Source organism: Actinomadura sp. NTSP31, assembly GCF_041951385.1.
Classification (GTDB): Bacteria; Actinomycetota; Actinomycetes; order Streptosporangiales; family Streptosporangiaceae; genus Spirillospora; species Spirillospora napierensis.
Map to the genome: position 1 here is coordinate 82,449 of NZ_JBGNUT010000037.1, position 26,687 is coordinate 109,135.

Below are 26,687 nucleotides of genomic sequence, written 5' to 3' on the forward strand. Positions count from 1 at the left end.
TCACGGCTGGTAGGGCGCGAGCGCCTTCCAGCCGGGGTCGGCGGTGGAGGCGACCTTGGCCTTGCCCTCGCCCCAGCCGGCGGCGAGCTGGTCGAGCTCGCCGATCACGCCGGAGTCCGGGTCGGCGTACAGGTGGAAGACCCGCAGGCCGTCGCCGGTCTCCCGGACGGCGAGGACCGCGCGGTCGCCGAGCTTGGCGAGCTTCTTCTCGAACGCGCGCAGCGCCCCCGCCGACGGCTCCACGGGCAGCCGGTCGGGGTTGCTGTTGGCGTAGGGGACCGTGATCGCCACGTGCAGGTCGCACAGCGGGTAGTCCTGCCGGTGCAGCGGGAACCGGGCGCCCAGCCGGGCGGGGTGGCCGCGCGGGGTGCGGCCCTCGCCGGTCAGCCAGGCGGGCTCGCCGAACGGCTCGGCGACCTGCTCCACGACCGCGGACAGCATCGAGGGCGGCAGCGAGTCGATCGGCGTCTCGGTCGCGATCGCGACGTCGCCGATCCAGCGGGCCACGTCGTCCTCGCCGAGCGCCCAGTCCAGGACGTGCAGGGCCACCGCCAACCGCTGCTCCTCCGACACGAACAGGAAGTCGGGGTGGTAGGCGGTGATGTGCACCCGGGCCCGGTCGGTGTCGGCGCGCATGCCGAGCCGGACGTACTCCAGGTCGAACTCGTGGTCGCCGAGCACGAGGTCCTGCGAGAGCATCTCCAGGTCCGCCTGGCGGGCCGGGTGGAACGTCCACCCGCCGGCCGCGGCGCCGGACGGCCTGGCCCGGAACCAGCGCTCGGCCAGCCCGCGCAGCTCGGGGTCGCCGGCGCCGGTGACCGTCAGCGACGGCGCCCGGTCGGCGCCGCCGATCTCCCACTGCAGGTCCGCGTGGATCTTGTGGACGCGCCGGGACAGCTCCTCGATCGCCTCCGCCGACAGGCCCTCCCCGGGCACCGGCCCGGCGGACTCCTCCGGCTCGGCTCCGGAGGCGGCCAGCGACGCCTCGATCGTCGGGCGGGCCTGCGCCCACCATTCCCAGAACTCGCTGATCGCGGGCGGTGTCGCGGCGGAGGACTCGCGAGGGCGGCGGAAGATTCCCATAACCCGCCTCATCGTACGCGGAATTGACAACGGCCGACCCTGCGACGCCGCGTACGCTCGTAGGCATTATGACTCTGCGCGTACTCGCCGCCATGTCGGGCGGCGTCGACTCCGCGGTGGCCGCGGCCCGCGCCGCCGAGGCGGGGCACGACGTCACCGGCGTCCACATGGCCCTGTCCAGCAACCCCCAGTCGTACCGGACGGGGGCACGCGGCTGCTGCACCCTGGAGGACTCCCGGGACGCCCGCCGCGCCGCCGACGTGATCGGCATCCCGTTCTACGTCTGGGACCTCGCCGAGCGCTTCCACCAGGACGTGGTGGAGGACTTCGTCAGCGAGTACGCGGCGGGCCGCACCCCCAACCCGTGCCTGCGCTGCAACGAGAAGATCAAGTTCGCGGCGCTGCTGGACCGGGCCATGGCGCTCGGCTTCGACGCGGTCTGCACCGGGCACTACGCGCGGCTGGACGGCGGCGTCCTGCGCCGCGCGGTCGACGAGGGCAAGGACCAGTCGTACGTGCTGGCGGTCTGCACGCCCGAGCAGCTCGCGCACGCGATGTTCCCGCTCGGCGACACCACCAAGGCCGACATCCGGCGGGAGGCGGAGCGGCGCGGCCTCCAGGTGGCGGACAAGCCCGACAGCCACGACATCTGCTTCATCGCCGACGGCGACACCCGGGGGTTCCTGGCCGAGCGGCTCGGCTCGGCGCCGGGGCCCATCGTCGACGCCGACGGGACGCGCGTCGGCGAGCACGAGGGCGCGTACGCCTACACGATCGGGCAGCGCAAGGGCCTGCGGCTCGGCGTCCCCGCGCCGGACGGCAAGCCCCGCTACGTCCTGGACATCTCGCCGGTCACCAACACCGTCACGGTGGGCCCGCGCGAGGCGCTGGACGTCCACGAGATCGTCGGCGAGCGCCCGGTGTGGCTGGGCGAGGCGCCGGCCGGGCCGTTCGCCTGCCACGTCCAGCTCCGCGCGCACGGCGAGGTGTACGCCTGCACCGCCGAGCCGGACGGCGACGCGCTGCGCATCAGCCTCGCCACCCCCGCGCGCGGAGTCGCGACCGGCCAGGCCGCCGTCCTCTACGCGGGCGACCGCGTCCTCGCCTCCACCACGATCGCCGAGACCACGCGCGTTCCCGCCTGACCCGCCCTGGGCGCACGTCGGCGCGGGTCCACGCGCCGCCGTGACGACGACTCGCCGTGAGCCGGCGTCCTGCGGTGGCATTAGGGTCGTCGGTGATCTGCGCTTGGAGGGTGCTGTGAAGTTCGGTGTTTCGACGTTCGTGACGGATGACGGGATCGGGCCGGCCGCGCTGGGGCGGGGCCTGGAGGAGCGCGGGTTCGGGTCGCTGTTCGTGGCCGAGCACACGCACATCCCGGTGAAGCGGGAGTCGCCGTGGCCGGGCGGGGACGAGCTGCCCCGGCACTACTACCGGACGCTCGACCCGTTCGTGACGCTGACCGCCGCCGCGGCGGCGACCGAGCGGCTGCGGGTCGGCACGGGCATCGCGCTGATCGTCCAGCGCGACCCGATCGTGCTGGCCAACGAGGTCGCCTCGCTCGACCTGGTCTCCGGCGGGCGGGCCGTGCTGGGCGTCGGCGCGGGCTGGAACCGGGAGGAGATGCGCAACCACGGCACCGAGCCGAAGACCCGGATGCGGCTGCTGCGCGAGCGGGTCCTCGCGGTGAAGGAGCTGTGGACGCAGGAGCAGGCGGAGTTCCACGGGGAGTTCGTCGACTTCGACCCGGTGTTCTCCTACCCGAAGCCGGTGCAGGACCCGCATCCGCCGGTGCTGGTCGGCGGGTCCGGGCCGACGACGTTCGACCGGGTGGTCGAGTTCGGCGACGGCTGGATGCCGATCTTCGGGCGGGGCACCGACGCGCTGGCGGCGCAGATCGCCGAGCTGCGCGAGCGGGCCGGCCGGCGGGTCCCGGTGACGCTGTTCGCCGTCCCGCCGAAGCCCGAGGTGATCGAGGGGCTGGAGGGCGCCGGCGTCGACGAGGTCCTGTTCAACCTCCCGACCGAGCCCGAGGACGACACGCTGCGGCGCCTCGACGGGCTGGCGGGTCTGCTCTGATCGTTTCGTCGGTAGGGTTCGGTCCGTGACGAGTGACTTTCCGTGGCAGGCGGGGACGGCGACCGGGGTCGGGTCCTATCCGGGGGACGACCCGGTCGAGGCGCTGCGGATCGTCCTGGGCGAACTGCCGGAGCTGCCGCATCTGCCGGAGCTGCCCGCGCGCGGGCCGGGCGCCGACCTGACCGGCCGGACGGCCGGGCTGCTGGTGGACATGCCGGTGCGGGTGGAGCCGTCCGGCTGGCGGTTCTCCGACCGGCCGGGCCGCGACACGCTGCGCTCCCTCGACCACCTCGCGCGGGACCTGGACGTCCTGGAGGAGGTCGCGGGCGGCCACGACGGCCCGTTCAAGATCCAGGTGTGCGGGCCGTGGACCCTCGCCGCGACGATCGAGCTGCGGCACGGCGACCGGGCGCTGAAGGACCCGGGCGCCGTCCGCGACCTGGTCGCGTCGCTGGCCGAGGGCGTCGCCGCGCACGTCGCGGACGTCCGGCGGCGGCTCCCGGCCGCGACGATCGTCCTGCAGCTGGACGAGCCGGGCCTGCCCGCCGCGCTCGCCGGGACGGTCCCGACCGCCAGCGGGTTCTCGCGGCTGCGGGCCATCGAGGCGCCCGTCGCCGAGGAGGCGCTGCGGCAGGTGATCGACGCGGCGGACGCGTTCCCGGTCGTGCACTGCTGCGCCCGGAACGTCCCGTACGGCCTGCTCCGCGCTGCGGGCGCGAAGGCGATCTCGGTGGACCTGGGGCTCGTGCCGCGGCGCGACGACGACGCGGTGGGCGAGACGATCGACGCGGGCGTCGGCCTGTTCCTCGGCGTGGTACCGGGAACGGACGCCGCGCTGCCGTCCCTCCGGGCGACCGCGGAACCGGTGAAGGAGCTGTGGCGCCGGTTCGGCTTCCCGCCCGCGCGCCTCGCGGAGCAGGTGGTGATCACGCCGGCGTGCGGGATGGCGGGAGCGTCGCCGCGCTACGTCCGCGATGCCCTGAAACGCTGCCGCGACACCGCCCGCATGCTGCACGAGGCCGCCGAGTAAGCAGCCGGGCAAGCCGCTGGGCAAGCAGGCGTGCCGGGCGTCATATTGTCGTTGGCAGCGGCGAGAATAGGCCCATGACCACCAGCGAGGGCGTTCCGACGGAGGCGGCTCAGCGGCATCTGGAGCTGAGCGAGCGGATCGACGAGGCCAATTACCGGTACTACGTGCTCGACCAGCCGACGGTCACCGACGCCGAGTACGACCGGCTGATGCGCGAGCTGCAGGCGCTGGAGGCCGAGCATCCGGCGCTGGTCACGCCGAAGTCGCCGACGCAGCGGGTGGGCGCGCCGATCACCACCGACTTCGCGACGGTCGAGCATCTGGAGCGGATGCAGAGCCTCGACAACGCGATGAGCGCGGACGAGCTGCTGGCGTGGGACGAGCGGGTGGTCAAGGAGGTCGGCGAGGTCGCCGGCTACCTGTGCGAGCTGAAGATCGACGGCCTGGCGATCGCGGTGACCTACGAGAAGGGGCGCCTGGTCCGCGGGGTGACCCGCGGCGACGGCCGCACCGGCGAGGACGTCACCAACAACATCCGCACCATCGACGCGCTGCCGGACCGGCTGGCCGGGGAGGGCTGGCCGGACGTGCTGGAGGTGCGCGGCGAGGTCTTCCTGCCCGTGGAGGGGTTCGAGCAGGTCAACGCGGTGCAGATCGAGGCGGGCAAGGAGCCGTTCGCGAATCCGCGCAACGCGGCGGCGGGCTCGCTGCGGCAGAAGGATCCGCGGGTCACGGCGCACCGTCCGCTGAGCATGCTCGTGCACGGCTTCGGCGCGTGGGAGGGCGGCAGGCGGCCCGAGAGCCAGTCCGGCGCGTACGAGATGATGCGCGAGTGGGGGCTGCCGGTCAGCGACCGCTACAAGGTGGTGGGCGGGCTGGACGCCGTCCGCGAGTACATCGCCTTCTACGGCGAGAACCGGCACGACCCGGCGTACGAGATCGACGGCGTGGTGGTGAAGGTCGACCAGTTCTCGCTGCAGCGGCGGCTGGGGTCGACGAGCCGGGCGCCGCGCTGGGCGATCGCGTGGAAGTACCCGCCGGAGGAGGTCAACACCAAGCTCCTGGACATCAAGGTCGGTGTCGGGCGGACGGGGCGGGTCACGCCGTACGGGGTGATGGAGCCGATCCAGGTCGCGGGGTCCACGGTCGAGCGGGCGACGCTGCACAACGCCGGCGAGGTCAGGCGCAAGGGCGTGCTGATCGGCGACACGGTCGTGCTGCGCAAGGCCGGCGACGTGATCCCGGAGATCGTCGCGCCGGTGACCGGGCTGCGGGACGGCTCGGAGCGCGAGTTCGAGATGCCGTCGCACTGCCCGGAATGCGGGACGGAGCTGGCGTACGAGAAGGAGGGCGACGCCGACATCCGCTGCCCGAACGCGCAGTACTGCCCGGGGCAGCTGCGCGAGCGGCTGTTCTTCGTGGCCGGCCGCAACGCCCTCGACATCGAGGCGCTCGGGTACGTGGCGGCGACGGCGCTGACGCAGCCGCTGGAGCCGAGCGACCCGCCGGTGAAGAACGAGGGCGACCTGTTCCACCTGACGGTCGACCAGCTGCTGCCGATCCGCAGCCACGTCCTCGACCAGCGGACCGGGACGACGAAGACCGACCCGAAGACCGGCGAGCCGAAGGTGGTGTCGTTCTTCGCCAATAAGGAGGGCGAGCCGAAGAAGACGGTCGAGGTCCTCTTCCAGGAGCTGGAGAAGGCCAAGGGGCAGCCGCTGTGGCGGGTGCTGGTGGCGCTGTCGATCCGGCACGTCGGGCCGTCCGCCGCGCGGGACCTCGCCCGCGAGATGCGGTCGATGGACGCGATCGCGAACGCCACGGAGGAGGAGCTGGCGGCGGTGGACGGCGTCGGCCCGACGATCGCCGCGTCGATCAGGCGGTGGTTCGAGGTCGACTGGCACCGCGAGATCGTGGACAAGTGGCGGGCCGCGGGCGTCCGGATGGAGGACGAGGGCGCGGCGGGCCCGCGGCCGCTGGAGGGCGTCACGGTGGTGATCACCGGGTCGCTGGAGGGGTTCAGCCGGGACTCGGCGACGGAGGCGGTGCAGCGGCTCGGCGGGAAGGTGTCCGGGTCGGTGTCGAAGAAAACGGGCTTCGTGGTGGTGGGCGACAGCCCGGGGTCCAAGTACGACAAAGCCGTCAAACTCGGCGTACCGGTCCTGGCGGAGGACGGGTTCCGGGTGCTCCTCGCCGATGGGCCAGAAGCGGCCAAAAATGTAACTTTGCGCGCGGAGGCATGACCGGGCGTGGTTAAGCGCCCCCTCACCAGTGTCGCGTTACTCAGGGGTACACTTCAGCTACCGACAGGTGAGGGGACGGCACGGAAAGGGCATAACGGAACGTACGCAACCGGTTTCGCGAAGTTGAGCAAAGGCCGTACTCTCCCTGACATCACGACCCACCTGAATCTCCGGACGCACCACCCGGGAGGAGTCCCCCGAGGTCCGGCACGTCCGGTGCCGGGGGACGGCCCCCCGAACCCCCCGAGGATGTGATGAAGGACCCGAACAACACGCGGAACACGGCCCCGCGCCGCGGCTCCCCGTTGTGGATCTACTTCGTCGCCGTCATCCTGCTCGGCGTCACCGCCTGCGCCGCCGCGTTCGCCGGGCTCACGGCCGCCGACCTGGACGCGCTCGCCGGCAATCCGGTCTTCTGGATCCTCGGCTGCTTCATCGTCTTCGGCGAGCTGCGCCCCATCATCACCCCCGGCTCCACCGAGAACAACGGCGCCACCACCTCCACCACGTTCGCCTTCGCCGCGCTGCTGTACGCCGGGCTGCCCGTCGCCGCCGCGCTCCAGGCGATCGCCGTGGTCACCTGCGGGGTCTTCCGCGGCCGCACCCCGCACCGCATCGCCTTCAACGCCGCCCAGTACACCCTCAGCCTCGGCGCCGCCCAGCTCGTCCTCGCCCTCTTCGGCGACCTCGCCACCCCGTCCGGCACCTGGGTCCCCGACGGCGCCGACCTGCCCGCCATCGCGCTCGCCGGCGCCGTCTACTTCGTCTGCAACGACACCCTCGTCGGCTCGGCCGTCGCGCTGCACGAGCGGGTCTCCCTGGTCAAGGCGCTGCGCTGGGACCTGGCCTACCAGGTGCTGGTGCACCTGGCGCTGCTCGGCCTCGCCCCGATGATGGTCATCGCGATGGACCGCTCCGCGCTGTTCGTCCCGCTGATCCTGCTGCCGTTCATCGCCGTCTACCTGAACGCCTCCGTCGCCGTCCGGCGCGAGCACCAGGCCCTGCACGACGGCCTGACCGGGCTGCCCAACCGCAAGCTGCTGATCGTCCGGACCGAGGAAGCGCTCGCCGAGGCGCGCGGCGCGGAGAAGCGCCGCGCGGCCCTCCGCCGCGGCGCGGCGTCGATCAAGCCGTCGCGGCGCCGCGCCGCCACCGAGGAGCGCGACCAGCGCGCCGGGCTCTTCCTGCTCGACCTCGACCGGTTCAAGGAGGTCAACGACACCCTCGGGCACCCCACCGGCGACCGGCTGCTGCAGCTGGTCGCGCACCGGCTCACCCACAGCGTCCGCCCCGGCGACCTGGTCGCCCGGCTCGGCGGCGACGAGTTCGCGGTGCTGCTGCCGTCCGTCCGCGACGAGGCCGCCGCCCGCGAGGTCGCCGCCCGGCTGCGCGCCGCCCTCGGCGAGCCCGTCCGCCTCGACGGCATGTCGTTCGACCTGGAGGCCAGCGTCGGGATCGCGCTGTTCCCCGACCACGCCCCCGACTTCGAGCTGCTCCTCCAGCGCGCCGACGTGGCCATGTACAACGCCAAGGAGGGCCGCACCGGCGTCGAGGTCTACTCGCCCGCCCGCGACCGCAACTCCCCGGAGCGGCTCACCATGCTCGGCGACCTGCGCCGCGCCATCGACCGGTCCGAGCTGGAGCTGTTCTACCAGCCGAAGGTGTCGCTGCGGGACGGCCAGCTCGTCGGCATGGAGGCCCTGCTGCGCTGGCGGCACCCCGACAAGGGCCTGCTCGAACCGGAGGCGTTCCTGTCGATCGCCGAGCAGACCTACCTGATGCGCTCGATCACCCACCACGTCGTCGAGGCCGCCCTCGCCCAGACCGCCGCGTGGTGGCGCGAGGACCTCGCCGTCCAGGTCGCGGTGAACGCCTCCGGCCGCGACCTGCTCGACACCGGCCTCACCGAGACGATCGAGGAGGGCCTGCTCGCGCGCGGCCTGCCCGCCGCCGCGCTCCAGCTGGAGATCACCGAGCGGATCCTGATGAACGAGCCCGCCTACGCCTCCGACACCGTCGCCAAGCTCGCCGAACTCGGCATCCCGCTCAGCCTGGACGACTTCGGCACCGGCTACTCCTCGCTCGTCCGGCTGAAGCGCCTCCCGGTCGAGGAGATCAAGATCGACTCCTCGTTCGTCGGGCGGCTGACCGAGTCCACCGACGACGCGGTGATCGTCCGCTCGATCGTCGACCTCGTCCGCACCCTCGGCCTGCGCTCGGTCGCCGAGGGCGTCGAGGACCCGCAGACCGCGCGGATGCTCCGCGAGATGGGCTGCGACGCCGCCCAGGGCTGGCACTTCGGCCGCCCCATGGACGCCGACACCGCCACCGACTGGCTCCGCCGCAACGTCCAGCGAGCCCCCGAACCCGCCGCGTAGAAGCCCTCAGTAGCGGCGGCGGGGCTCGTAGGGGTCGTCCTCGTAGTAGTGCTCTTCGCGCACGGCGGGCGGAGGACGGCGCTCCACGGTGCGGCGCGCGGAGACGATCCGGACGATCCCGACGACCAGCCCGATCAGGCCGCCGATCATCAGGATGACACCGACCAGCCGGATGTCGATGCCGCTGAACTGGTAGTTGACCGCGTATGCCAGGATCGCGCCGATGATGATCAGGGCGATGCTGCCGCCGATGGTCACGGCGGGCTCCTCTCGTCGTCCCGGGGGTGGACGTGGGGAGCGTTCCCCGCACCAGGATCTGAAACGGCGCGGCGGGCGGCGCGGGGTAAACCGTTCGGGCGGCGCGGGTGCGGCCAATAGGATGGCGGGTATCCCAATCGATCGCAGGAACGGTTTCTCATCATGTCCGCCATCACCCGTGACGAGGTCTCGCACCTTGCCCGGCTGTCCCGGCTGGCGCTCGGCGACGATGAGCTCGACCATCTCGCCGCCCAGCTCGACCAGATCATTTCCGCGGTCGCGCGGGTGCAGGAGGTCGCCGCGGAGGACATCCCGCCCACCTCGCACGCGCTGCCGCTGACCAACGTGTACCGGCCCGACGAGGTGCGGCCGTGCCTGACGCCGGAGCAGGCGCTCGCCTGCGCCCCGGCCAGCGAGCAGCAGCGCTTCCGCGTACCGAGGATCCTGGACGAGGAGGCCTGATGGGCGAGCTGTTCCGCAGGAGGGCCGCGGAGCTCGGGGAGCTGCTGGCGGCCGGCGAGGTGTCGGCGGTCGAGGTCGCGCAGGCGCACCTGGACCGGATCGCCGCCGTCGACGGGCAGGTCAACGCGTTCCTGCACGTCGACGCGGAGACCACGCTGGCGCAGGCGCGGAAGGTGGACGAGCGGCGCGCGGCGGGGGAGGAGCTCGGCCCGCTGGCCGGCGTCCCCATCGCGCACAAGGACGTGTTCACCACCACGGACATGCCGACCACGGCCGGATCGAAGATCCTCGAGGGCTGGCGGCCGCCGTACGACGCGACGGTGACCAAGCGGCTGCGCGAGGCCGGCCTGGTGATCCTCGGCAAGACGAACATGGACGAGTTCGCGATGGGCTCGTCCACGGAGAACAGCGCGTTCGGGACCACGCACAACCCGTGGGACCTGACGCGCATCCCGGGCGGGTCGTCCGGCGGGTCGTCGGCGGCGGTCGCGGCGTACGAGGCGCCGCTGTCCACCGGCACCGACACCGGCGGCTCGATCCGGCAGCCCGCCGCCGTCACCGGCATCGTCGGCACCAAGCCGACCTATGGCGGTTCGTCCCGGTACGGGATCATCGCGTTCGCGTCGTCGCTGGACACTCCGGGCCCGTTCGCCCGGAACGTGCTGGACGCGGCGCTGCTGCACGAGGCGTTCAGCGGCCACGACGTCATGGACTCGACCTCGATCGACCGGCCCGTCCCGTCCGTGGTGGAGGCCGCGCGCAGCGGTGACGTCGACGGCCTGCGGGTCGGCGTCGTCAAGGAGTTCGGCGGCGACGGCTACGAGCCGGGCGTGTCGGCCCGCTTCACCGAGGCCGTCGAGCTGCTGGAGTCGCTCGGCGCGAAGGTCGTCGAGGTGTCGTGCCCGCACTTCGCGTACGCGCTGCCCGCCTACTACCTGATCGCGCCGTCGGAGGCCTCGTCCAACCTGGCCCGGTTCGACGCGATGCGGTACGGGCTGCGCGTCGGCGACGACGGCACCCGCAGCGCCGAGGAGGTCATGGCGCTGACCCGCGCGGAGGGCTTCGGGCCCGAGGTCAAGCGGCGGATCATGCTCGGCACCTACGCGCTGTCGTCCGGCTACTACGACGCCTACTACGGCAAGGCGCAGCAGGTCCGCACGCTGGTCAAGCGCGACTTCGACGCGGCGTTCGAGCAGGTGGACGTGCTGGTCTCGCCGACCACGCCGACCACCGCGTTCCCGATCGGCGAGCGCGCCGACGACCCCATGGCGATGTACCTCGCCGACCTGTGCACGATCCCGGCGAACCTCACCGGCAACGCCGCGATCTCGGTGCCGTGCGGCCTGGCCGACGGCCTGCCGGTGGGCCTGCAGATCATGGCGCCCGTCCTCGGCGACGACCGCGTCTACCGGGTGGGGGCCGCCGTCGAGCGGGCCCTCGAAGAGCGCTGGGGCGGCCCGCTGCTGGCCAAGGCCCCCGAACTGGCGGAGGCGAAGTGAGCACCCCGACACTCATGCCGTACGACGAGGCGCTCGCGAAGTACGAGCCCGTCCTCGGCCTGGAGACGCACATCGAACTCGGCACCGCGTCGAAGATGTTCTGCGGCTGCCCGACCGCGTTCGGCGCGGACCCGAACACCCAGGTGTGCCCGGTCTGCCTGGGGCTGCCCGGGTCGCTGCCGGTGACGAACCACGCCGCGATCGAGGGCATCATCAAGATCGGCCTGGCGCTGAACTGCACGATCGTCGAGTGGTGCCGGTTCGCCCGGAAGAACTACTTCTATCCGGACATGCCGAAGGACTTCCAGATCTCCCAGTACGACGAGCCGCTGTGCGTCGACGGCCACCTGGAGGTCGAGGTCGAGGGCGACACGTACCGGATCGAGATCGAGCGCGTCCACATGGAGGAGGACACCGGCAAGTCGCTGCACGTCGGCGGCAGCACGGGCCGCATCCACGGCGCCGACCACTCGCTGGTCGACTACAACCGGGCCGGCATCCCGCTGGTGGAGATCGTCACCAAGCCGATCCCCGCGACCGGCGACAAGGCCCCGCTGGTGGCCCGCGCCTACGCGACCGAGCTGCGCGAGCTGGTGCGCTCCCTCGGCGTTTCGGACGTCCGCATGGAGGAGGGCTCCATGCGCTGCGACGTGAACGTGTCGCTGATGCCGCGCGGCGCGTCGGAGTGGGGCACCCGCACCGAGACCAAGAACGTCAACTCGCTGCGCTCGGTGGAGCGCGCCGTCCGCTCGGAGATCGAGCGGCAGGCGGGCGTGCTGGACGCGGGCGGTCGGGTGATCCAGGAGACCCGCCACTTCAGCGAGGAGACCGGCCGCAGCACCAGCGGGCGCAGCAAGGAGGAGGCGCAGGACTACCGCTACTTCCCCGAGCCCGACCTGGTGCCGATGGCGCCGTCCCGGGAGTGGGTGGAGGAGCTGCGCGCGACCCTGCCGGAGCTGCCCGCCGCCCGCCGCCGCCGCGTCCAGGGCGAGTGGGGGCTGTCGGACCTGGAGCTGCGGGACGTCGTCAACGCCGGCGCCGTCGACCTCATCGAGGCCACGATCGCGGCGGGCGCCGACGCCGGCGCGGCCCGCAAGTGGTGGATGAACGAGCTGTCGCGGCGCGCGACCGAGCAGGGCGTGGAGCTGGCCGAGCTGCCGATCGCGCCGGAGCAGGTCGCGCGCGTCCAGGCGATGGTGGCCGCCGGGGAGCTGAACGACAAGCTGGCCCGCCAGGTGTTCGAGGGCGTCCTCGCGGGCGAGGGCGGCCCGGACGAGGTCGTCGCCGCCCGCGGCCTGAAGGTCGTCAGCGACGAGGGCGAGCTGGCCTCGATCATCGACCGGGTCATCGCCGACAACGCCGCCGTGGCCGACAAGATCCGCGCCGGCAAGGTCGCCGCCGCCGGCGCCCTCGTCGGCGCCGTGATGAAGGCCACCCGGGGCCAGGCCGACGCCGGCCGCGCCCGCGAGCTCATCCTCGAAAAGCTCGGCGCCTCCTGACCGGCCCGCCGTCCCGCGGAACCCCGCGGGACGGCGGAATCCCGGCGCCCCGCGCGTCGTGGAGAGTTCTGGTGGGCCTAGCGGAGCGGGACGGTGATGATGCGGTCGTCGTCCTTCGCGGGGTCGCCGCGGCCGTCGCGGTTGCTGGTGGTGAGCCAGAGGGAGCCGTCGGGGGCGCGGACGGCGGCGCGCAGCCGGCCGTAGTCACCGGTGAAGCGGGCGATCGGGCGGCCCGCCTTGCCGTCGGCGGACAGCGGGACCTGCCAGAGGCGCTCGCCGCGTAGCGCGGCGGCCCACAGGGAGCCGTTCGCGTAGGCGAGGCCGGACGGGGACGCCTCGGACGTCTTCCAGGTCAGCAGGGGGTCGGTGAAACCCTTGCGGTTCCCGAAGCCCTCGACGTCGGGCCAGCCGTAGTCGCGGCCCTTCTCGATGAGGTTGATCTCGTCGAAGCGGTCCTGGCCGAACTCGGTGGCGTACAGGCGGCCCACGGCGTCCCAGGCGAGGCCCTGGACGTTGCGGTGCCCGTAGGTCCAGACGCGGGTGCCGAACGGGTTTCCGGGCGCGGGCCTCCCGTCGGGGGTGACGCGCAGGATCTTGCCGGCGAGGGAGCCCTTGTCCTGGGCCGGGTCGCCCGCGCCGGTCTCGCCGGTGGTGATGTACAGCATCCGGTCGGGGCCGAAGGCGAGGCGGCCGCCGTTGTGGATCTCGCCCTTGGGGATGCCGGTGACGATCGGCCGCGGGGCGCCGAGCCCGCCGTCGTAGCCGATGCGGGCGACGCGGTTGTCGCGGGAGGCGGTGTAGTACACGAAGATCTGGTGGTCGCGGGCGTAGCCGGGGGAGACGGCGACGCCGAGCAGCCCGCCCTCGCCCGCGGGCGAGACGCCGGGGACGGTGCCGATGGGCGTGACCCCGCCGGCGGGCGTGACGCGCAGCAGCCGGGCCGAGTCACGTTCGGTGACAATCGCGTCACCACCGGGTAGGAACGCCATCGCCCAGGGGATCTTCAACCCGGTGGCCAGAACCCGGGGCGTCCCGGGCGCCGCGGTGCCGCCGGACGGCAGCGGCGGCGGCGTGCGGGCACCGCCGGTGTCCTTCGCCGGAGACGACGAACAGCCCGCGAGGAACAACGCGACAAGGACGATCAGGTGCTTTCGCATGAGAACGCCTCCCGCACCCAGGATGGCATTCCGATGCCGTGCGGATCACGCCGTCCCCCACAGCGGACGGCGGGGGACAACGGGCGCACCCGGCCGCTCGGACCCCCGAAAGCGGTCACTCAGCGTGATGCCGGGCAAGGCGCCGATTCGGTGACGATCGCGTTTCGGTCGTCCCGAACGGATCGCCGACATGGCGGTTCGTCGCCATGAGGACGCCCGGTCTCAATCGGTCCGTGACCTACGGAACGTACATTGAGCATCACGGTGATCCCGCAGTGCAGCAACGTCGCTGATCTCCGGCCGGCGCAGCCGATGCGCTCGCCGCCTCGCGCCGACCCTGCGCGGGGCACGATCCACGACCCTCCGGGCGTTATCCCTGCGACCGGTGAGGTCTCCGGACCCACGTCCCCTCTGGCGCGCCGCCGCGTCCGCGAGGGACCGTCAGCTCCCCGCGGGGCAGGAAGGGACACGGCGCGATGAGCGGCGAGAACGCCAGGCGGATGCCGCCGCGGGCGGTGCCGGTCGCCATGGCCGCGATCGTCGGCGTGCTGTACGCCACCGGGTCGCTGCTCGGCTGGGGCGGCACGGCCTTCATCGCCTGGACCGAGGCGGTCGCCGCCGGCGCCGCCGCGGTCTCGCTGCTGATGTCGGCCGGGCGGCCGAAGGGCGCCGCGGCGGACGCCGGCGACGCCGGGATCATCCGGCGGGTGTCCTCGGGCGGGATCTGGCGGGCGTCGTGGCGCTGGTACGGGGTGGCCGCGGCCGGCTGGTTCGCGGGCGCGGTCGGCAGCGCGGTCGCCGACAACGTCTCGCGCAGCGCGCTGTCGCTGTCGGTGCCGGACCTGTTCTACCTGCTGGCCGTGGTGGCGCTGGTCATCGGCCTGATCGTGCCGGTGCGGCTGTCGCGCGACGTCGGGATGTGGCTGCGCTACCTGGCCGACACCTACGTCTGCGCGTGCGCGGTGTTCGTGCTCGGCTGGGTCGCGATCTTCGGCTCGCTGTACCACCAGTCGGGGGAGTCGGCGTCGGAGTACCTGCTGGAGCTGCTGTACCCGCTGATCGACGTGGTGCTGGTGTGCGGGGCGCTGCCGTTCGCGCTGGGCGCGGCGCGCGGGCACCGGCGGCTGGCGTGGATGGGGTTCGGGGCGCTGGCGGCGTTCGCGACCGCCGACGTGGTGACGACGTTCGTCCGGCTGGACGGCGGCGGGCCGTCCGACGACCCGTCCGACATCCTGCGGCTGGCCGGGCTGCTGCTGCTCCTGCTGGTCCCGTGGACGGGCCCCGCGCCCGAGGCGGCGCCGGACGGCCCGTCCGACGACATCCCCGACGGCGTCCCGGCGGACGCGGCGCCGGGGCCGGAGGAGCGCGGCCGGATGACCGGCCCGGGGCTGGCTCCGGCGGCGGTGGCGGCGGCGGCCTCGCTGTTCGTCGCCGGGCACTCGCTGACCGGCGACAACGGGCTCGAGCCGGTGGTGTCGGTGGTGGCGGGCTCGGCGGCGCTGGTGCTGCTCGCGCGGCTGGCCGGGCTGCTGCGGGAGAACGACGGGCTGCGCCGCGCCGTGGAGACCGGCGAGGAGCACTTCCGGGCGCTGTCGGAGAGCAGCAACGACGCGGTGCTCATCTGCGACCTCGACGCGACCGTCCAGTACGCGAGCGCGGGCGCGCTGCGGACCTACCACTACACGCCCGAGGAACTGCTCGGCCGGCCGCTGCACGAGATCATCCACCCGGAGGACCTGCCGCGCGTGCAGGAGGCGTTCACCGAGTTCCTCGACGAGGAGGACGCGGCCGGCGCGGACCGTCCGGGCGCCGCCGGGTCGCTGCGGGTGTCGTGCCGTGTGCGCGCGGCGGACGGCACGTGGCTGCCGACCGAGTCCACGATCTCCCGGTACGCGGGGACGGGCGAGGCGCCGGGCCGGCTGCTGGTCACCACCCGCGACCTGAGCGAGCAGGCGGCGCTGCAGCGGCAGGTCGCGCACCTGACGTTCCACGACGGGCTGACGGGCCTGCCGAACCGGTCCTACTTCGAGGAGCGGACGCGGGAGGTGCTGGCGCAGCAGCGGCCGGGCGGCCGGGTCGCGGTGGTGTTCGTCGACATGGACGGGTTCACCGACGTCAACGACTCGGCCGGGCACGCGGCGGGCGACCAGGTGCTGGCGCAGGCGGCGCGGCGGCTGCGCGCCAACGTGCAGGCCGACGACACGGTGGCGCGGTGGGGCGGCGACGAGTTCGCGGTGCTGGTGCAGCTGCCGTCCGACGACCGGGAGACCCGCGCGGCGGTGGAGCTGGCGGGGCGGCTGCTGCGGGTGCTGTCGGTCGACCCGTACCAGGTGGGCAGCAAGCAGATCGTGCTGACGGCGAGCGTCGGGATCGCGTTCGCCGGGGACGAGGAGGCGCCGGCGGACCCGGTGAAGGCCCGGGGCGCGGACGCGGGGCGCCGGCTGCGCCGCACCGCCGCCGACCTGATCCGCAACGGCGACCTGGCGATGGCGCGGGCGAAGGAGCTGGGCGGCGGGCGCGTCGAGGTCTTCGCGCCGCACATGCACGCCGACGTGGTGCGGCGGCTGGAGCTCGGCAGCGACCTGCAGCGGGCGCTGGCCGAGGAGCAGTTCGCCGTGGAGTTCCAGCCGGTGGTGGACCTCGCGACGTCCCGGGTGACCGGGGTGGAGGCGCTGCTGCGCTGGTGGCGGGGGAGCGAGTCGGTGCCGCCGGAGGAGTTCATCGGCCCGGCGGAGGAGTCGGGGCTGATGATCCCGCTCGGCGACTGGGTGCTGCGGGAGGCGTGCCGGGAGGTGGCGCGGTGGCGCCGCGACTCCTGGGACGTGGGCCTGTCGGTGAACTTCACCGCCCGGCAGATCGCCGCGCCCCGGTTCGTGGAGTCGGTCGCGGCGGCGCTGGCGGAGACGGGGCTGCCGCCGCAGGCGCTGACGCTGGAGGTGCGCGAGGAGGTGCTCGTCGAGGACGGCGGGCAGAACGTGGCGCGGCTGTCGGAGCTGCGCGACCTCGGCGTGCGGCTGGCGATCGACGACTTCGGCACCGGGTACGCGTCGCTGGCCTACCTCGGCCAGCTCCCGGTGGACGTCATCAAGATCGACCCGTCGTTCGTGGCGGGCCTCGGCTCGGACGAGACGCTGTCGCTGCTGACCCGGACGATCGTCCGGCTGGGTCGCGACCTCGGGCTGACCGTGGTGGCGGAGGGCATCGAGCGGCCCGAGCAGCTGGAACTGCTGCGCGCGATGGACTGCCCGCGCGGGCAGGGGTTCCTGGTGGCGCGGCCGATGGCGGCCGGGCGGGTGGAGTCGCTGGTCCGCACGAACCTGGCCGCACAGGATCTTTCGGGCGATCTTCCGCTGCCGCTGCCGGGCTGACCTCGCACGCTTTGCCGTCTCATATGACGAGATTTATTGTCCACGGATTTGACGGTGGGCGGGATCTCGGCGAAAGTGGCTCCGTGCAGAACACCATCAGCGGCATCCTCGTAGTACTTGGTCGGCGCGCAGGCTGACCAAGCTCACCGACCTGCGCGCCTCCCCTCGACCGCTTCCGGCGGCGGGGGTTTTTTGTTGCCCCGGCGAGCCCAGACCTTCTCTCCCAAGGACACTCAGACATGACGACCGAACAGATGACGGGAGCCCAGGCGCTGGTCCGCGCCTTGGAGAACGTCGGCGTCGACACCGTGTTCGGCATCCCGGGCGGCGCGATCCTCCCGGCCTACGACCCGCTGTTCGACTCGAACAAGCTGCGCCACATCCTCGTCCGGCACGAGCAGGGCGCCGGCCACGCCGCGCAGGGCTACGCGATGGTCACCGGCAAGGTGGGGGTCTGCATGGCCACCTCCGGCCCCGGCGCCACCAACCTGGTCACCGCGATCTCCGACGCCTACATGGACTCGGTCCCGATCGTGGCGATCACCGGGCAGGTGGCGACCTCCCTCATCGGGACGGACGGCTTCCAGGAGGCCGACATCGCCGGCATCACGATGCCGATCACCAAGCACAACTTCCTGGTCACCAAGGCCGAGGACATCGCCCGCACCATCGCCGAGGCGTTCCACATCGCCGGCACCGGCCGCCCCGGCCCGGTCCTGGTCGACATCGCCAAGGACGCCATGCAGGCCACGGTCGACTTCCAGTGGCCCGTGCAGATGCAGCTCCCCGGGTACCGTCCCGTCACCCGGCCGCACTCCAAGCAGGTCCGCGAGGCGGCCCGGCTGATCGCCGGGGCGGAGCGCCCGGTGCTGTACGTCGGCGGCGGCGTGCTGAAGGCCGGCGCGGCCGCCGAGCTGAAGGTGCTCGCCGAGCTGACCGGCGCGCCCGTCGTCACCACGCTGATGGCCAAGGGCGCGCTGCCCGACAGCCACCCGCTGCACATGGGCATGCCGGGCATGCACGGCAGCGTCGGCGCGGTCGGCGCGCTGCAGCGCGCCGACCTGCTGATCGCGCTCGGCGCCCGGTTCGACGACCGGGTCACCGGCAAGCTCGACGGGTTCGCCCCGCACGCCAAGGTCGTGCACGCCGACATCGACCCGGCGGAGATCTCCAAGAACCGGCACGCGGACGTCCCGATCGTCGGCGACGCCCGGGAGGTCATCGCCGACCTGATCGTCGCGGTGCAGAACGAGCACGAGAACGGCCACCGGGGGAACTACGAGGACTGGTGGCGCCAGCTCAACGCCTGGCGCGACACCTACCCGCTGGGCTACGACACCCCCGAGGACGGCACGCTGTCCCCGCAGTACGTCATCGAGCGGATCGGGCAGATCGCCGGCCCGGACGCGTACTACGTCGCGGGCGTCGGCCAGCACCAGATGTGGGCGGCGCAGTTCATCAAGTACGAGCGGCCGGGCGCGTTCCTGAACTCCGGCGGCGCCGGGACGATGGGGTACTCGGTCCCGGCGGCGATGGGCGCCAAGGTCGGCGCGCCGGACACCACGGTCTGGGCGATCGACGGCGACGGCTGCTTCCAGATGACCAACCAGGAGCTGGCCACCTGCGCGATCGAGGGCATCCCGGTCAAGATCGCCGTGATCAACAACGGTAACCTCGGCATGGTCCGGCAGTGGCAGACGCTGTTCTACGAGGGCCGGTACTCCAACACCGGCCTGCAGCCCCGCGCCGGGCACGCGGCCAAGCGCATCCCCGACTTCGTCAAGCTCGCCGAGGCCTACGGCTGCGTGGGCCTGCGCTGCGAGAAGGCCGAGGACGTGGACGCCGTCATCGCCAAGGCGATGGAGATCGACGACGCCCCCGTCGTGATCGACTTCGTGGTGCACAAGGACGCGATGGTCTGGCCGATGGTCGCCGCCGGCACCACCAACGACGACATCAAGATCGCGCGGGACATGGCGCCCGAGTGGGAGAACGGAGACTGACATGAGCTCGCACACCCTCTCGGTCCTGGTGGAGAACAAGCCGGGCATCCTCGCGCGCGTCGCGGCCCTGTTCTCCCGCCGCGGCTTCAACATCGAGTCGCTCGCGGTCGGCACCACCGAGCACCCGGACATCTCCCGGATGACGATCGTGGTCAACGTCGCCGAGCTGCCGCTCGAGCAGGTCACCAAGCAGCTGAACAAGCTGATCAACGTGCTGAAGATCGTCGAGCTGGAGCCGGCGGCGTCGGTGCAGCGCGAGCTGGTCCTGGTCAAGGTCCGCGCGGACGCCGAGACCCGCTCCCAGGTCCTGGAGACCGTCACGCTGTTCCGTGCCAAGGTGGTGGACGTGGCGCCCGACGCGGTCACGATCGAGGCCACCGGCAACCGCGACAAGCTCGACGCGTTCATCAAGGTGCTGGAGCCGTTCGGCATCAAGGAGCTGGTCCAGTCCGGCATGGTGGCCATCGGACGCGGCGCCCGGTCCATCACCGACCGCTCGCTGCGCGCCATCGAACGCAGCGCCTGACCGGAAAACACATCGAAGAAAGGCAACAGCACTGTGGCTGAGATGTTCTATGACGACGCCGCCGACCTGAGCGTGATCCAGGGCCGGCACGTCGCGATCATCGGGTACGGCAGCCAGGGGCACGCGCACGCCCTGTCGCTGCGCGACTCCGGCGTGGACGTGCGGGTCGGGCTCCGCGAGGGGTCGGCCAGCCGGGAGAAGGCCGAGGCCGAGGGCCTGCGCGTGGTCACCCCGGCGGAGGCGGCCGAGGAGGCCGACCTCGTCATGCTGCTGGCCCCCGACCACCACCACCGCGAGATCTTCGAGAAGGACATCAAGCCGGCCCTCGTCGAGGGCGACGCGCTGTTCTTCGGCCACGGCTTCAGCATCCGCTACGGCCTCGTGCAGCCGCCGGAGGGCGTGGACGTGGCGATGGTCGCGCCGAAGGGCCCGGGCCACCTCGTCCGCCGCCAGTTCGTCGCGGGCCGCGGCGTCCCGGTGATCGTCGCGGTGGAGAAGGACCCGACGGGCAACGCCTGGCCGCTGGCGCTGTCGTACGCCAAGGGCATCGGCGGGCTGCGCGCGGGCGGCATCAAGACCACCTTCACCGAGGAGACCGAGACCGACCTGTTCGGCGAGCAGGCCGTGCTGTGCGGCGGCGCGTCGGAGCTGGTCAAGGCCGGTTTCGAGGTGCTGACCGAGGCCGGCTACCAGCCGGAGGTGGCCTACTTCGAGGTGCTGCACGAGCTGAAGCTGATCGTCGACCTGATGTACGAGGGCGGCATCTCCAAGATGTACTGGTCGGTGTCCGACAACGCCGAGTACGGCGGCTACAGCCGCGGCCCGCGCGTGATCACGCCGGAGACCAAGGCCGCGATGAAGAAGATCCTCGGCGAGATCCAGTCCGGCGAGTACGCCAAGGAGCTGGTGGAGGAGTTCGAGGGCGGCCAGGCCCAGTTCGGCAAGTACCGCGAGCAGCTCGCCGAGCACCCGGTCGAGAAGACCGGCGCGGAGCTCCGCCCGATGATGAGCTGGCTCAACGACTAGCAGGGGTTTGGACGGGGGCGGGCGCGCGGTGCTCGCCCCCGTCGGTGTTTCAGCGGGGCGCGGTCCGGCGGGTGAGGCGGCGGCGGATGCGGGCGCGCAGGGGCGCGGCGCCGGCGTCCTCCCGGATCACCAGCGCCAGGTGGCCGCCCTTGGTGAAGTAGACCGAGACGTGGTGGGGGCCCACGGCGCGCCGCTGCGGCGCGGTCTTCAGGCCGTCCGCGCGGCGGGAGCCGAAGCGGGCCTCGCGGGTCACGCCGTGCGCGGTCGCGGCGACGTGCACGTCCCAGCGGCCCGGTTCGACGCCGGACGGGTCGGCGAACGCCTCGAAGCCGCCGCCTCCCGTGTCCGCGGCTTGACGCGGTCCGGCGGGGAACACGTGCTCCTTGCCGGTCGTCCGCTCGCGCAGGATGACGTCCACGGCCGTCCGGTTGGTCTCGACGCGCTCCAGCAGGGCGGTGCCGCGGACACGGACCCGCCTCCCGTGCCAGGACACCGCGTCGAGGCGGTGCTCGACGCCGACCTCGGTGGTGATGTCGGCGTCCTGCCGGGGGACGCCGCGCAGGTAGGGGTACATCGCGTAGATCCGGCCGCCGACCACGACGGCGCCCGCCGGGCTGCCCTCCACCTCGTCGCGGATCAGCCGCTCCAGCTCCTCCCGCAGGCCGTACTGGATGCAGAACGCGCGCAGCCGGTCGGCGGCGGGCAGCGCGGCGCGGGCGGCGTCGCTCAGGCCCTCCTCGCCGATGACCCGGCGGGTGCCGTCGACGAGGCGGTCCCGCTGGCGGCGGTCGAGGTCGAGGTACCGGTGGTCGTAGACGCGCAGGACGTCGCGCAGGACGCTGATCGTGCTGTCCGAGGTCACGCTTCTCTCCTGATCGGCCGGGGACATCGTCACGGTAAGGCGCGCGGTCGCTGCGCACAGTGAAATTCCGGTAGCGTGTCCTCCGGGATGCATACTCGGTATTGCGCTGCGCATACCGGGTATGCATACTCGGTGATCATGTCCATCCGTCACGGCCTGCTGGCGCTGCTCGCCCGGGGCCCCCGCTACGGCTACCAGCTGCGCGCCGAGTTCGAGGCGTCCACCGGCGCGTCGTGGCCGCTCAACATCGGGCAGGTGTACTCCACGCTGGCCCGCCTGGAGCGCGACGAGCTGGTGGTCCGCGACGGCGCCGACGGCGAGGGCCGGTTCGTCTACCGGATCACCCCGGCCGGCGAGGCGGACGCGCGGCGCTGGTTCGCCACCCCGCTGGGCCGCGCCGACCGGCCCCGCGACGAGCTCGCGATCAAGCTCGCGATGGCCGTCACCGCCCCCGGCGTGGACGTCCGCCAGGTCGTCCGGACGCAGCGCGCCGCCACCCTGCGCGGGCTGCGCGACCTCGACCGGCAGAAGGCCGTGGCCAAGGGCGGGCCCGGCGGCCCGGAGGAGGGCGGCGGGCGCGACGCCCGCGCGTGGCGGCTCGTCCTGGAGGCGATGATCTTCCAGGCGGAGGCCGAGGTCCGCTGGCTGGACCACTGCGAGGCGTCGCTGACCGGCCCCGCCGCTCTGTGAGGGCCGCCGTGTGACGGTCCCCGCGTGAGGGTCCCGCCGCGGCGGCGGCGCCGCGCGCCTGGGCAGGGGCCTGCGGCTGGTAGCGTCCGGCCCGTGGCGGAGGTCGAGGCGGTGGCGGCGCCGGGGGCGGCGGACGGCGCTCCAGCGGACCGGGCGGCGCGCGGGCGGCGGCGGGCCTGGGCGCTCGCCGCGCTGGTCGCCGCGAGCGCCGCGCTGAACTCCGCGTTCGCGCTGCTGCGCCTGCACGCCTTCCGGACCAGCACCTACGACCTGGTGATCTTCGACCAGGCGGTCCGGTCCTACAGCCGCTTCGGTGCCCCGGTGGCGATCGTCAAGGGCGTCCACAACGGGTTCGGGCCGGGCTTCTCCGTGCTCGGCGACCATTTCTCGCCGATCCTGGCGGTGCTCGCGCCGCTGTACTGGATCCACGACGGCCCGGGGACGCTGCTGGTCGCGCAGGGGATGCTGTTCGCGCTGGCGATCGTGCCGATCTGGCGGTTCACCGAGCGGCGGCTCGGCGCGGGCGCCGGGTATTGCGCGGCGGCGGCCTACGCGCTGTCCTGGCCGGTCGCCGAGGCGCTCGCGTTCGACTTCCACGAGGTCGCGTTCGTCCCGCTGCTGTCGGCGGTGATGATCGAGCGGTACGACGCCGGGCGGCGCGGCCGGGCGGCGCTCGCCGCGTTCCTCCTCCTGCTGGTCAAGGAGGACATGGGGCTGCTGCTGGCGGGGTTCGGCCTGTTCCTGCTGACCCGCCGCGGCGAGCGGCGCGCGGGCCTGGCCCACCTGGCGGTCGGCGTGGTCGCGACCGCCGTGTGCTCCAAGGTCGCCATCGCCGTGTTCGGCGGCGACAACGACTACTACTGGGCCTACACCTCGCTGGGCCCCGACCTCCCGCACGCCGCCGTGCACGCGCTGACCCACCCCTGGGACGCCGCCGCGGAGATCGGCAGCCCGCCGGCCAAGCTCGCCATGATGGGGCTCCTCGTCCTGCCCCTGCTGCTGCTCCCGCTGGCCTCGCCGCTGACGCTGGTCGTCCTGCCGCCGCTGATCGAGCGGATGCTCGCCGACCGGTTCGCCAACTGGTGGGCGCCCCACTACCACTACAACGCCTTCATCGTCGCGGCGCTCGTCCTGGCCGCCGTGGACGGTGCCGCACGGCTGCGCCGCAGCGACCGGCTGCGCGCGCGCGTGCGCCTGCGCGGGCGGCTCGGGGAGGGGCTGAGCCCGCCCTGGGTCCCGGCGGCCGGCCTGCTGGCGGCGGCGATCGTCGCCGTGCCGTTCTTCGCCTTCGGCGCGCTCGGCGACCCCGCGCTGTATCGGCGCAACGAACGGGCATCGGCCGCCGCGGCGGCGGTGGCGAGGGTCCCCGACGGGGCGCTCGTGGAGGCCGCCAACGGCGTCGGCCCGGGCCTGACCGCCCGTACCCGCGTCCTGCTGTGGGACTGGCAGCCGCGCAACGCGCCCTGGGTCGTGGCGGACGTGCGGCGGCGGACGTTCCCCTTCACGTCGGTGGCCGAGCAGCAGCGGCGGGTCGCCGAGCTGACGGCGTCCGGCTACCGGGAGGTGTTCGGCCGGGACGGCTACGTCGTGCTGCACCGGGACGGCCCGGACCCGTGGTGAGGGAGCCCGCCCGCGCCTGGAGTTAAAGGCGATCGATCGTTTGGACAGATTGTCCAGTGACCCTTGTGCGGCCGGGTGGTCAGAATGCCGGTGGAGATGGCCTGAGGGGTAAAAGAACCTATCCTTTTGGCCCACGTTGCCGGATACTTGAAGAAAGTCGCGACGGCCGTGGCCGGCGCGGGAGCACCTGCGCGAACACTCACGTGGCCGCCGCCGGAGCGGCGTTGGGGCGAGTCCATGAGTGGTGAGAGGCTGTCAAGGATCCTCTCGGGGCGGCCGGCCGGGCGCGCGGCGCAATTCATCACCGGCGCGGCAATGCCGCGGGCAGGAGAACACCCGTTCCGCATTGGCGGTGATCGGGCCGGCAATGGCGCGGAGAGATGACGTGCAGGCGCGAGGGGACAACGGCGTCCGGCGCTGGGAGACGTGCGGGAGGGCGTGGATCGGCGTCCTGCGGCACGTGTGGGCGGCCGGAGTGGCCGGCATGGAGGACGTGGGGCCCATCATCGAGGGCCCTCCGCTGCTGTTCGAGATCAACTCGCTGAGCTGGCAGGACCCGCTCCTGCTCGAGTACGGCGACCGCGACCGGATCGCGCGCCGCGCCCGCGAGCGCGCCCGGGACGCGGCGGCCGGCCGGTACGGGCCGCGGCTGCGCGACCTCGACGGCGTCGACCAGCTGCGCTGGGTCGTCGGCCTGCTGCGGGCCCGGCCGTGGACGACCAGCGCGTGGATCTCGCTGACGCTGCCGGGGGAGGACGCCGCCGCGGTGCCGTGCCTGACCGCGTTGTCGTTCCGCATCCGCGGCTACCGGCTGATCATGACCGGGATGTTCCGGTCGCAGGACGTCTTCCGGGGCTACCTGGCCTACGTCCCGCTGCGCGAGGTCCAGCTCCAGGTGGCCGAGGAGCTGGGCCTGCCCGCGGGGCCGCTGCGGGTGTTCGTGGACGTCCCGCATGTCCGGGTCGCCGACGCCGAACGGGTCGCCGCCGTGCTGGCCTCGGTGCCCGAGCCGAACGCGGCCTGACCGGCTTCGGCCTGAACCGGATCCGGCCTGGCTGCGGCCTGGATCCGGCCTGGATCCGCAGGCCTGCGGGCCCGCCGGAGGTAAGGGCGGGCCCGGCACGGCCGACACAGGGGAGTTACCGGCCGGTGTTTCCCTGCCGCGAACCCGGCCGCCCGCCGGGGGATAGACTCGCCGCTGGGGGCGAGGGCACGACGAGGTGACTCGCGACTTCACCTGCACATCAGCCGAACATCCGACTTCCCGAAGGACTGTTTCCTTGAGCAAGCCCGTCGTCCTCGTCGCAGAAGAGCTCTCCCCGGCCGGCATCGCCGTGCTGGAATCCGACTTCGAGGTCCGTCACGTCGACGGCAGCGACAAGGCCAAGCTGCTGCCCGCCGTCGCGGACGTCGACGCCCTGATCGTCCGCAGCGCCACCAAGGTCACCTCCGAGGTCTTCCAGCACGCCAAGAGGCTGCGCGTGGTCGCGCGCGCCGGCGTCGGCCTGGACAACGTCGACGTCGAGGCCGCCACCAAGGCCGGCGTCATGGTCGTCAACGCGCCGACCTCCAACATCGTCACCGCCGCCGAGCACGCGATCGCGCTGCTGCTGGCCACCGCGCGGAACGTTCCGCAGGGCCACGCCGCCCTCAAGCAGGGCGAGTGGAAGCGCTCGAAGTACACCGGCGTCGAGCTGCAGGGCAAGACCGTCGGCGTGCTCGGCCTCGGCCGCATCGGCGTGCTGGTCGCCCAGCGCCTCGCCGCGTTCGACATGAACGTGATCGCGTTCGACCCGTACGTGCAGGCGGCCCGCGCGGCGCAGCTCGGCGTCAAGCTCGTCACCCTCGACGAGCTGCTCCAGCAGAGCGACTTCATCACCGTGCACCTGCCGAAGACCCCCGAGACCCTCGGCCTCGTCGGCGACCGCGAGCTGCACCAGGTCAAGCCGAGCGTGCGGATCGTCAACGCCGCGCGCGGCGGGATCGTCGACGAGGAGGCGCTCGACCTCGCGCTGAAGGACGGCCGGGTCGCGGGCGCCGGCATCGACGTGTTCAGCAGCGAGCCCTGCACCGACAGCCCGCTGTTCGTGCACGACAACGTCGTGGTCACCCCGCACCTGGGCGCCAGCACCCACGAGGCGCAGGAGAAGGCCGGCACGCAGGTCGCCCGCTCGGTGAAGCTGGCGCTGTCCGGCGAGTTCGTGCCGGACGCGGTGAACGTCCAGGGCGGCGCGGTCGCCGAGGACGTCAAGCCCGGCCTGCCGCTGGCCGAGAAGCTCGGCCGCATCTTCACCGCGCTGGCCGGCGGGGTCCCCGTCCGGCTGGACGTGGTGGTGCGCGGCGAGATCGCCGAGCATGACGTCAAGGTGCTGGAGCTCGCCGCGCTCAAGGGCGTGTTCGTGGACGTGACCGAGGAGGCGGTGACCTTCGTCAACGCGCCGCTGCTGGCCCGCGACCGCGGCGTCGAGGTCACCCTCACCACCAGCGAGGACAGCCCCGACTGGCGCAACGTGGTGCAGGTGCGCGGCACGATGGCCGACGGCGCCGTGGTGTCGGTGTCCGGCACGCTGACCGGCCCGAAGCACGCCGAGCGGATCATCGAGATCAACGGCTACAACATGGAGCTGGTCCCGACCGCGCACATGGCGTTCTTCTCCTACGTCGACCGCCCCGGCATCGTCGGCGCGGTGGGCAAGCTGCTCGGCGACGCCGCGGTCAACATCGCCGGCATGCAGGTCGGCCGGGACGCCAAGGGCGGCAAGGCGCTGATCGCGCTGACCGTCGACTCGGGGATCCCGGCGCAGCTCGTGGACGCGATCACCGCCGAGGTGGGCGCCGACATGGGCCGCCGCGTGGACCTCGACTAGCACGAGGGCGCCCGGTACCGGGAGCAGCTCGGGACAC

Annotated in this window: 19 protein-coding genes and 1 pseudogene; 16 read left to right on the forward strand and 4 right to left on the reverse strand. The window is 73.0% G+C overall.

The annotated features are described in order from the left end of the window. On the reverse strand, window positions 1–1,083 hold the full coding sequence (locus ACA514_RS41710) for a DUF695 domain-containing protein (RefSeq protein ID WP_375046951.1): 1,083 nt from the start codon (window positions 1,081–1,083) through the stop codon (window positions 1–3). A 68-nt stretch (window positions 1,084–1,151) separates the two neighbouring features. Between ACA514_RS41710 and mnmA the strand changes: the two genes are divergently transcribed. The 5 genes from mnmA to ACA514_RS41735 all read left to right on the forward strand — a co-directional run bounded on the left by mnmA (window position 1,152) and on the right by ACA514_RS41735 (window position 8,813). Continuing rightward, entirely contained in the window at window positions 1,152–2,228 is a 1,077-nt protein-coding gene (mnmA, locus tag ACA514_RS41715; protein ID WP_375046953.1) for a tRNA 2-thiouridine(34) synthase MnmA, read from the forward strand. A 115-nt stretch (window positions 2,229–2,343) separates the two neighbouring features. Beyond that, a complete protein-coding gene (locus tag ACA514_RS41720) occupies window positions 2,344–3,162 on the forward strand; it encodes an LLM class F420-dependent oxidoreductase (protein ID WP_375046954.1) in 819 nt (272 codons plus the stop codon). 25 nt (window positions 3,163–3,187) lie between these two features. Beyond that, window positions 3,188–4,192, forward strand: a complete 1,005-nt coding sequence (locus ACA514_RS41725) for a methionine synthase (protein ID WP_375046956.1) — start codon at window positions 3,188–3,190, stop codon at window positions 4,190–4,192. Window positions 4,193–4,266: 74 nt separating this feature from the next. Beyond that, complete coding sequence (gene ligA / locus ACA514_RS41730) at window positions 4,267–6,435, forward strand: NAD-dependent DNA ligase LigA (protein WP_375046958.1); 2,169 nt, start codon at window positions 4,267–4,269, stop codon at window positions 6,433–6,435. Between the two features lie 254 nt (window positions 6,436–6,689). After that, the gene (locus ACA514_RS41735) at window positions 6,690–8,813 is read left to right on the forward strand and encodes a putative bifunctional diguanylate cyclase/phosphodiesterase (RefSeq protein WP_375046960.1); all 2,124 of its coding nucleotides are present in this window, start codon (window positions 6,690–6,692) and stop codon (window positions 8,811–8,813) included. Window positions 8,814–8,819: 6 nt separating this feature from the next. Here the strand turns inward: ACA514_RS41735 and ACA514_RS41740 are convergent, their stop codons facing one another. Continuing rightward, window positions 8,820–9,071, reverse strand: a complete 252-nt coding sequence (locus tag ACA514_RS41740) for a DUF6458 family protein (RefSeq protein ID WP_375046962.1) — start codon at window positions 9,069–9,071, stop codon at window positions 8,820–8,822. Window positions 9,072–9,233: 162 nt separating this feature from the next. Between ACA514_RS41740 and gatC the strand changes: the two genes are divergently transcribed. The 3 genes from gatC to gatB are packed head-to-tail and all read left to right on the forward strand — an operon-like array spanning window position 9,234 to window position 12,531. After that, a complete protein-coding gene (gatC, locus tag ACA514_RS41745) occupies window positions 9,234–9,533 on the forward strand; it encodes an Asp-tRNA(Asn)/Glu-tRNA(Gln) amidotransferase subunit GatC (protein WP_173099435.1) in 300 nt (99 codons plus the stop codon). Next, window positions 9,533–11,032, forward strand: a complete 1,500-nt coding sequence (gene gatA, locus ACA514_RS41750; protein ID WP_375046964.1) for an Asp-tRNA(Asn)/Glu-tRNA(Gln) amidotransferase subunit GatA — start codon at window positions 9,533–9,535, stop codon at window positions 11,030–11,032. The genes gatC and gatA overlap by 1 nt, the downstream gene beginning before the upstream one ends. Before the next feature lie 14 nt (window positions 11,033–11,046). Continuing rightward, window positions 11,047–12,531, forward strand: a complete 1,485-nt coding sequence (gatB, locus tag ACA514_RS41755; RefSeq protein WP_375046987.1) for an Asp-tRNA(Asn)/Glu-tRNA(Gln) amidotransferase subunit GatB — start codon at window positions 11,047–11,049, stop codon at window positions 12,529–12,531. A gap of 77 nt (window positions 12,532–12,608) precedes the next feature. On the opposite strand, the gene ACA514_RS41760 is transcribed toward gatB, so the two are convergent. Next, window positions 12,609–13,688: a PQQ-dependent sugar dehydrogenase gene (locus ACA514_RS41760; protein WP_375046966.1), complete on the reverse strand. Its 1,080-nt coding sequence runs from the start codon at window positions 13,686–13,688 to the stop codon at window positions 12,609–12,611. A 476-nt stretch (window positions 13,689–14,164) separates the two neighbouring features. Here ACA514_RS41760 and ACA514_RS41765 point away from each other — a divergent pair, with 476 nt between their 5' ends. The 4 genes and pseudogenes from ACA514_RS41765 (at window position 14,165) to ilvC (ending at window position 20,611) form a co-directional block, all read left to right on the forward strand. Beyond that, on the forward strand, window positions 14,165–17,056 hold the full coding sequence (locus ACA514_RS41765) for a putative bifunctional diguanylate cyclase/phosphodiesterase (protein ID WP_375046968.1): 2,892 nt from the start codon (window positions 14,165–14,167) through the stop codon (window positions 17,054–17,056). A 236-nt stretch (window positions 17,057–17,292) separates the two neighbouring features. Continuing rightward, window positions 17,293–19,059 (forward strand): annotated as a pseudogene (locus tag ACA514_RS41770) (acetolactate synthase large subunit); the annotation flags it as partial. A gap of 1 nt (window position 19,060) precedes the next feature. Next, window positions 19,061–19,585, forward strand: coding sequence for an acetolactate synthase small subunit (gene ilvN / locus ACA514_RS41775; protein ID WP_375046970.1), 525 nt, complete (start codon window positions 19,061–19,063; stop codon window positions 19,583–19,585). A gap of 42 nt (window positions 19,586–19,627) precedes the next feature. Beyond that, window positions 19,628–20,611: a ketol-acid reductoisomerase gene (ilvC, locus tag ACA514_RS41780; RefSeq protein WP_344270129.1), complete on the forward strand. Its 984-nt coding sequence runs from the start codon at window positions 19,628–19,630 to the stop codon at window positions 20,609–20,611. Between the two features lie 49 nt (window positions 20,612–20,660). Here the strand turns inward: ilvC and ACA514_RS41785 are convergent, their stop codons facing one another. Next, window positions 20,661–21,473 carry a hypothetical protein gene (locus ACA514_RS41785; RefSeq protein WP_375046973.1) on the reverse strand — a complete coding sequence of 271 codons (813 nt, stop codon included), beginning with the start codon at window positions 21,471–21,473 and terminating at the stop codon, window positions 20,661–20,663. Window positions 21,474–21,611: 138 nt separating this feature from the next. On the opposite strand from ACA514_RS41785, the gene ACA514_RS41790 reads away from it, so the two are divergent. The 4 genes from ACA514_RS41790 to serA all read left to right on the forward strand — a co-directional run bounded on the left by ACA514_RS41790 (window position 21,612) and on the right by serA (window position 26,650). Beyond that, complete coding sequence (locus ACA514_RS41790; RefSeq protein WP_375046975.1) at window positions 21,612–22,163, forward strand: PadR family transcriptional regulator; 552 nt, start codon at window positions 21,612–21,614, stop codon at window positions 22,161–22,163. A 93-nt stretch (window positions 22,164–22,256) separates the two neighbouring features. Continuing rightward, on the forward strand, window positions 22,257–23,783 hold the full coding sequence (locus tag ACA514_RS41795; RefSeq protein WP_375046977.1) for a DUF2079 domain-containing protein: 1,527 nt from the start codon (window positions 22,257–22,259) through the stop codon (window positions 23,781–23,783). Window positions 23,784–24,168: 385 nt separating this feature from the next. Then, window positions 24,169–24,807: a hypothetical protein gene (locus ACA514_RS41800; protein ID WP_375046979.1), complete on the forward strand. Its 639-nt coding sequence runs from the start codon at window positions 24,169–24,171 to the stop codon at window positions 24,805–24,807. A 256-nt stretch (window positions 24,808–25,063) separates the two neighbouring features. Beyond that, the gene (serA, locus tag ACA514_RS41805; protein WP_375046981.1) at window positions 25,064–26,650 is read left to right on the forward strand and encodes a phosphoglycerate dehydrogenase; all 1,587 of its coding nucleotides are present in this window, start codon (window positions 25,064–25,066) and stop codon (window positions 26,648–26,650) included. Window positions 26,651–26,687: the final 37 nt, after the last annotated feature.

Coding starts and splice junctions, on each gene's coding strand:
- gatB (WP_375046987.1), top strand. CDS start 11,047: ATGCCGTACGACGAGGCGCTCGCGAAGTACGAGCCCGTCCTCGGCCTG.
- gatA (WP_375046964.1), top strand. CDS start 9,533: ATGGGCGAGCTGTTCCGCAGGAGGGCCGCGGAGCTCGGGGAGCTGCTG.
- ACA514_RS41735 (WP_375046960.1), top strand. CDS start 6,690: ATGAAGGACCCGAACAACACGCGGAACACGGCCCCGCGCCGCGGCTCC.
- ilvC (WP_344270129.1), top strand. CDS start 19,628: ATGTTCTATGACGACGCCGCCGACCTGAGCGTGATCCAGGGCCGGCAC.
- ilvN (WP_375046970.1), top strand. CDS start 19,061: ATGAGCTCGCACACCCTCTCGGTCCTGGTGGAGAACAAGCCGGGCATC.
- ACA514_RS41790 (WP_375046975.1), top strand. CDS start 21,612: ATGTCCATCCGTCACGGCCTGCTGGCGCTGCTCGCCCGGGGCCCCCGC.
- gatC (WP_173099435.1), top strand. CDS start 9,234: ATGTCCGCCATCACCCGTGACGAGGTCTCGCACCTTGCCCGGCTGTCC.
- mnmA (WP_375046953.1), top strand. CDS start 1,152: ATGACTCTGCGCGTACTCGCCGCCATGTCGGGCGGCGTCGACTCCGCG.
- ACA514_RS41710 (WP_375046951.1), bottom strand. CDS start 1,083: ATGGGAATCTTCCGCCGCCCTCGCGAGTCCTCCGCCGCGACACCGCCC.
- ligA (WP_375046958.1), top strand. CDS start 4,267: ATGACCACCAGCGAGGGCGTTCCGACGGAGGCGGCTCAGCGGCATCTG.
- ACA514_RS41765 (WP_375046968.1), top strand. CDS start 14,165: ATGAGCGGCGAGAACGCCAGGCGGATGCCGCCGCGGGCGGTGCCGGTC.
- ACA514_RS41760 (WP_375046966.1), bottom strand. CDS start 13,688: ATGCGAAAGCACCTGATCGTCCTTGTCGCGTTGTTCCTCGCGGGCTGT.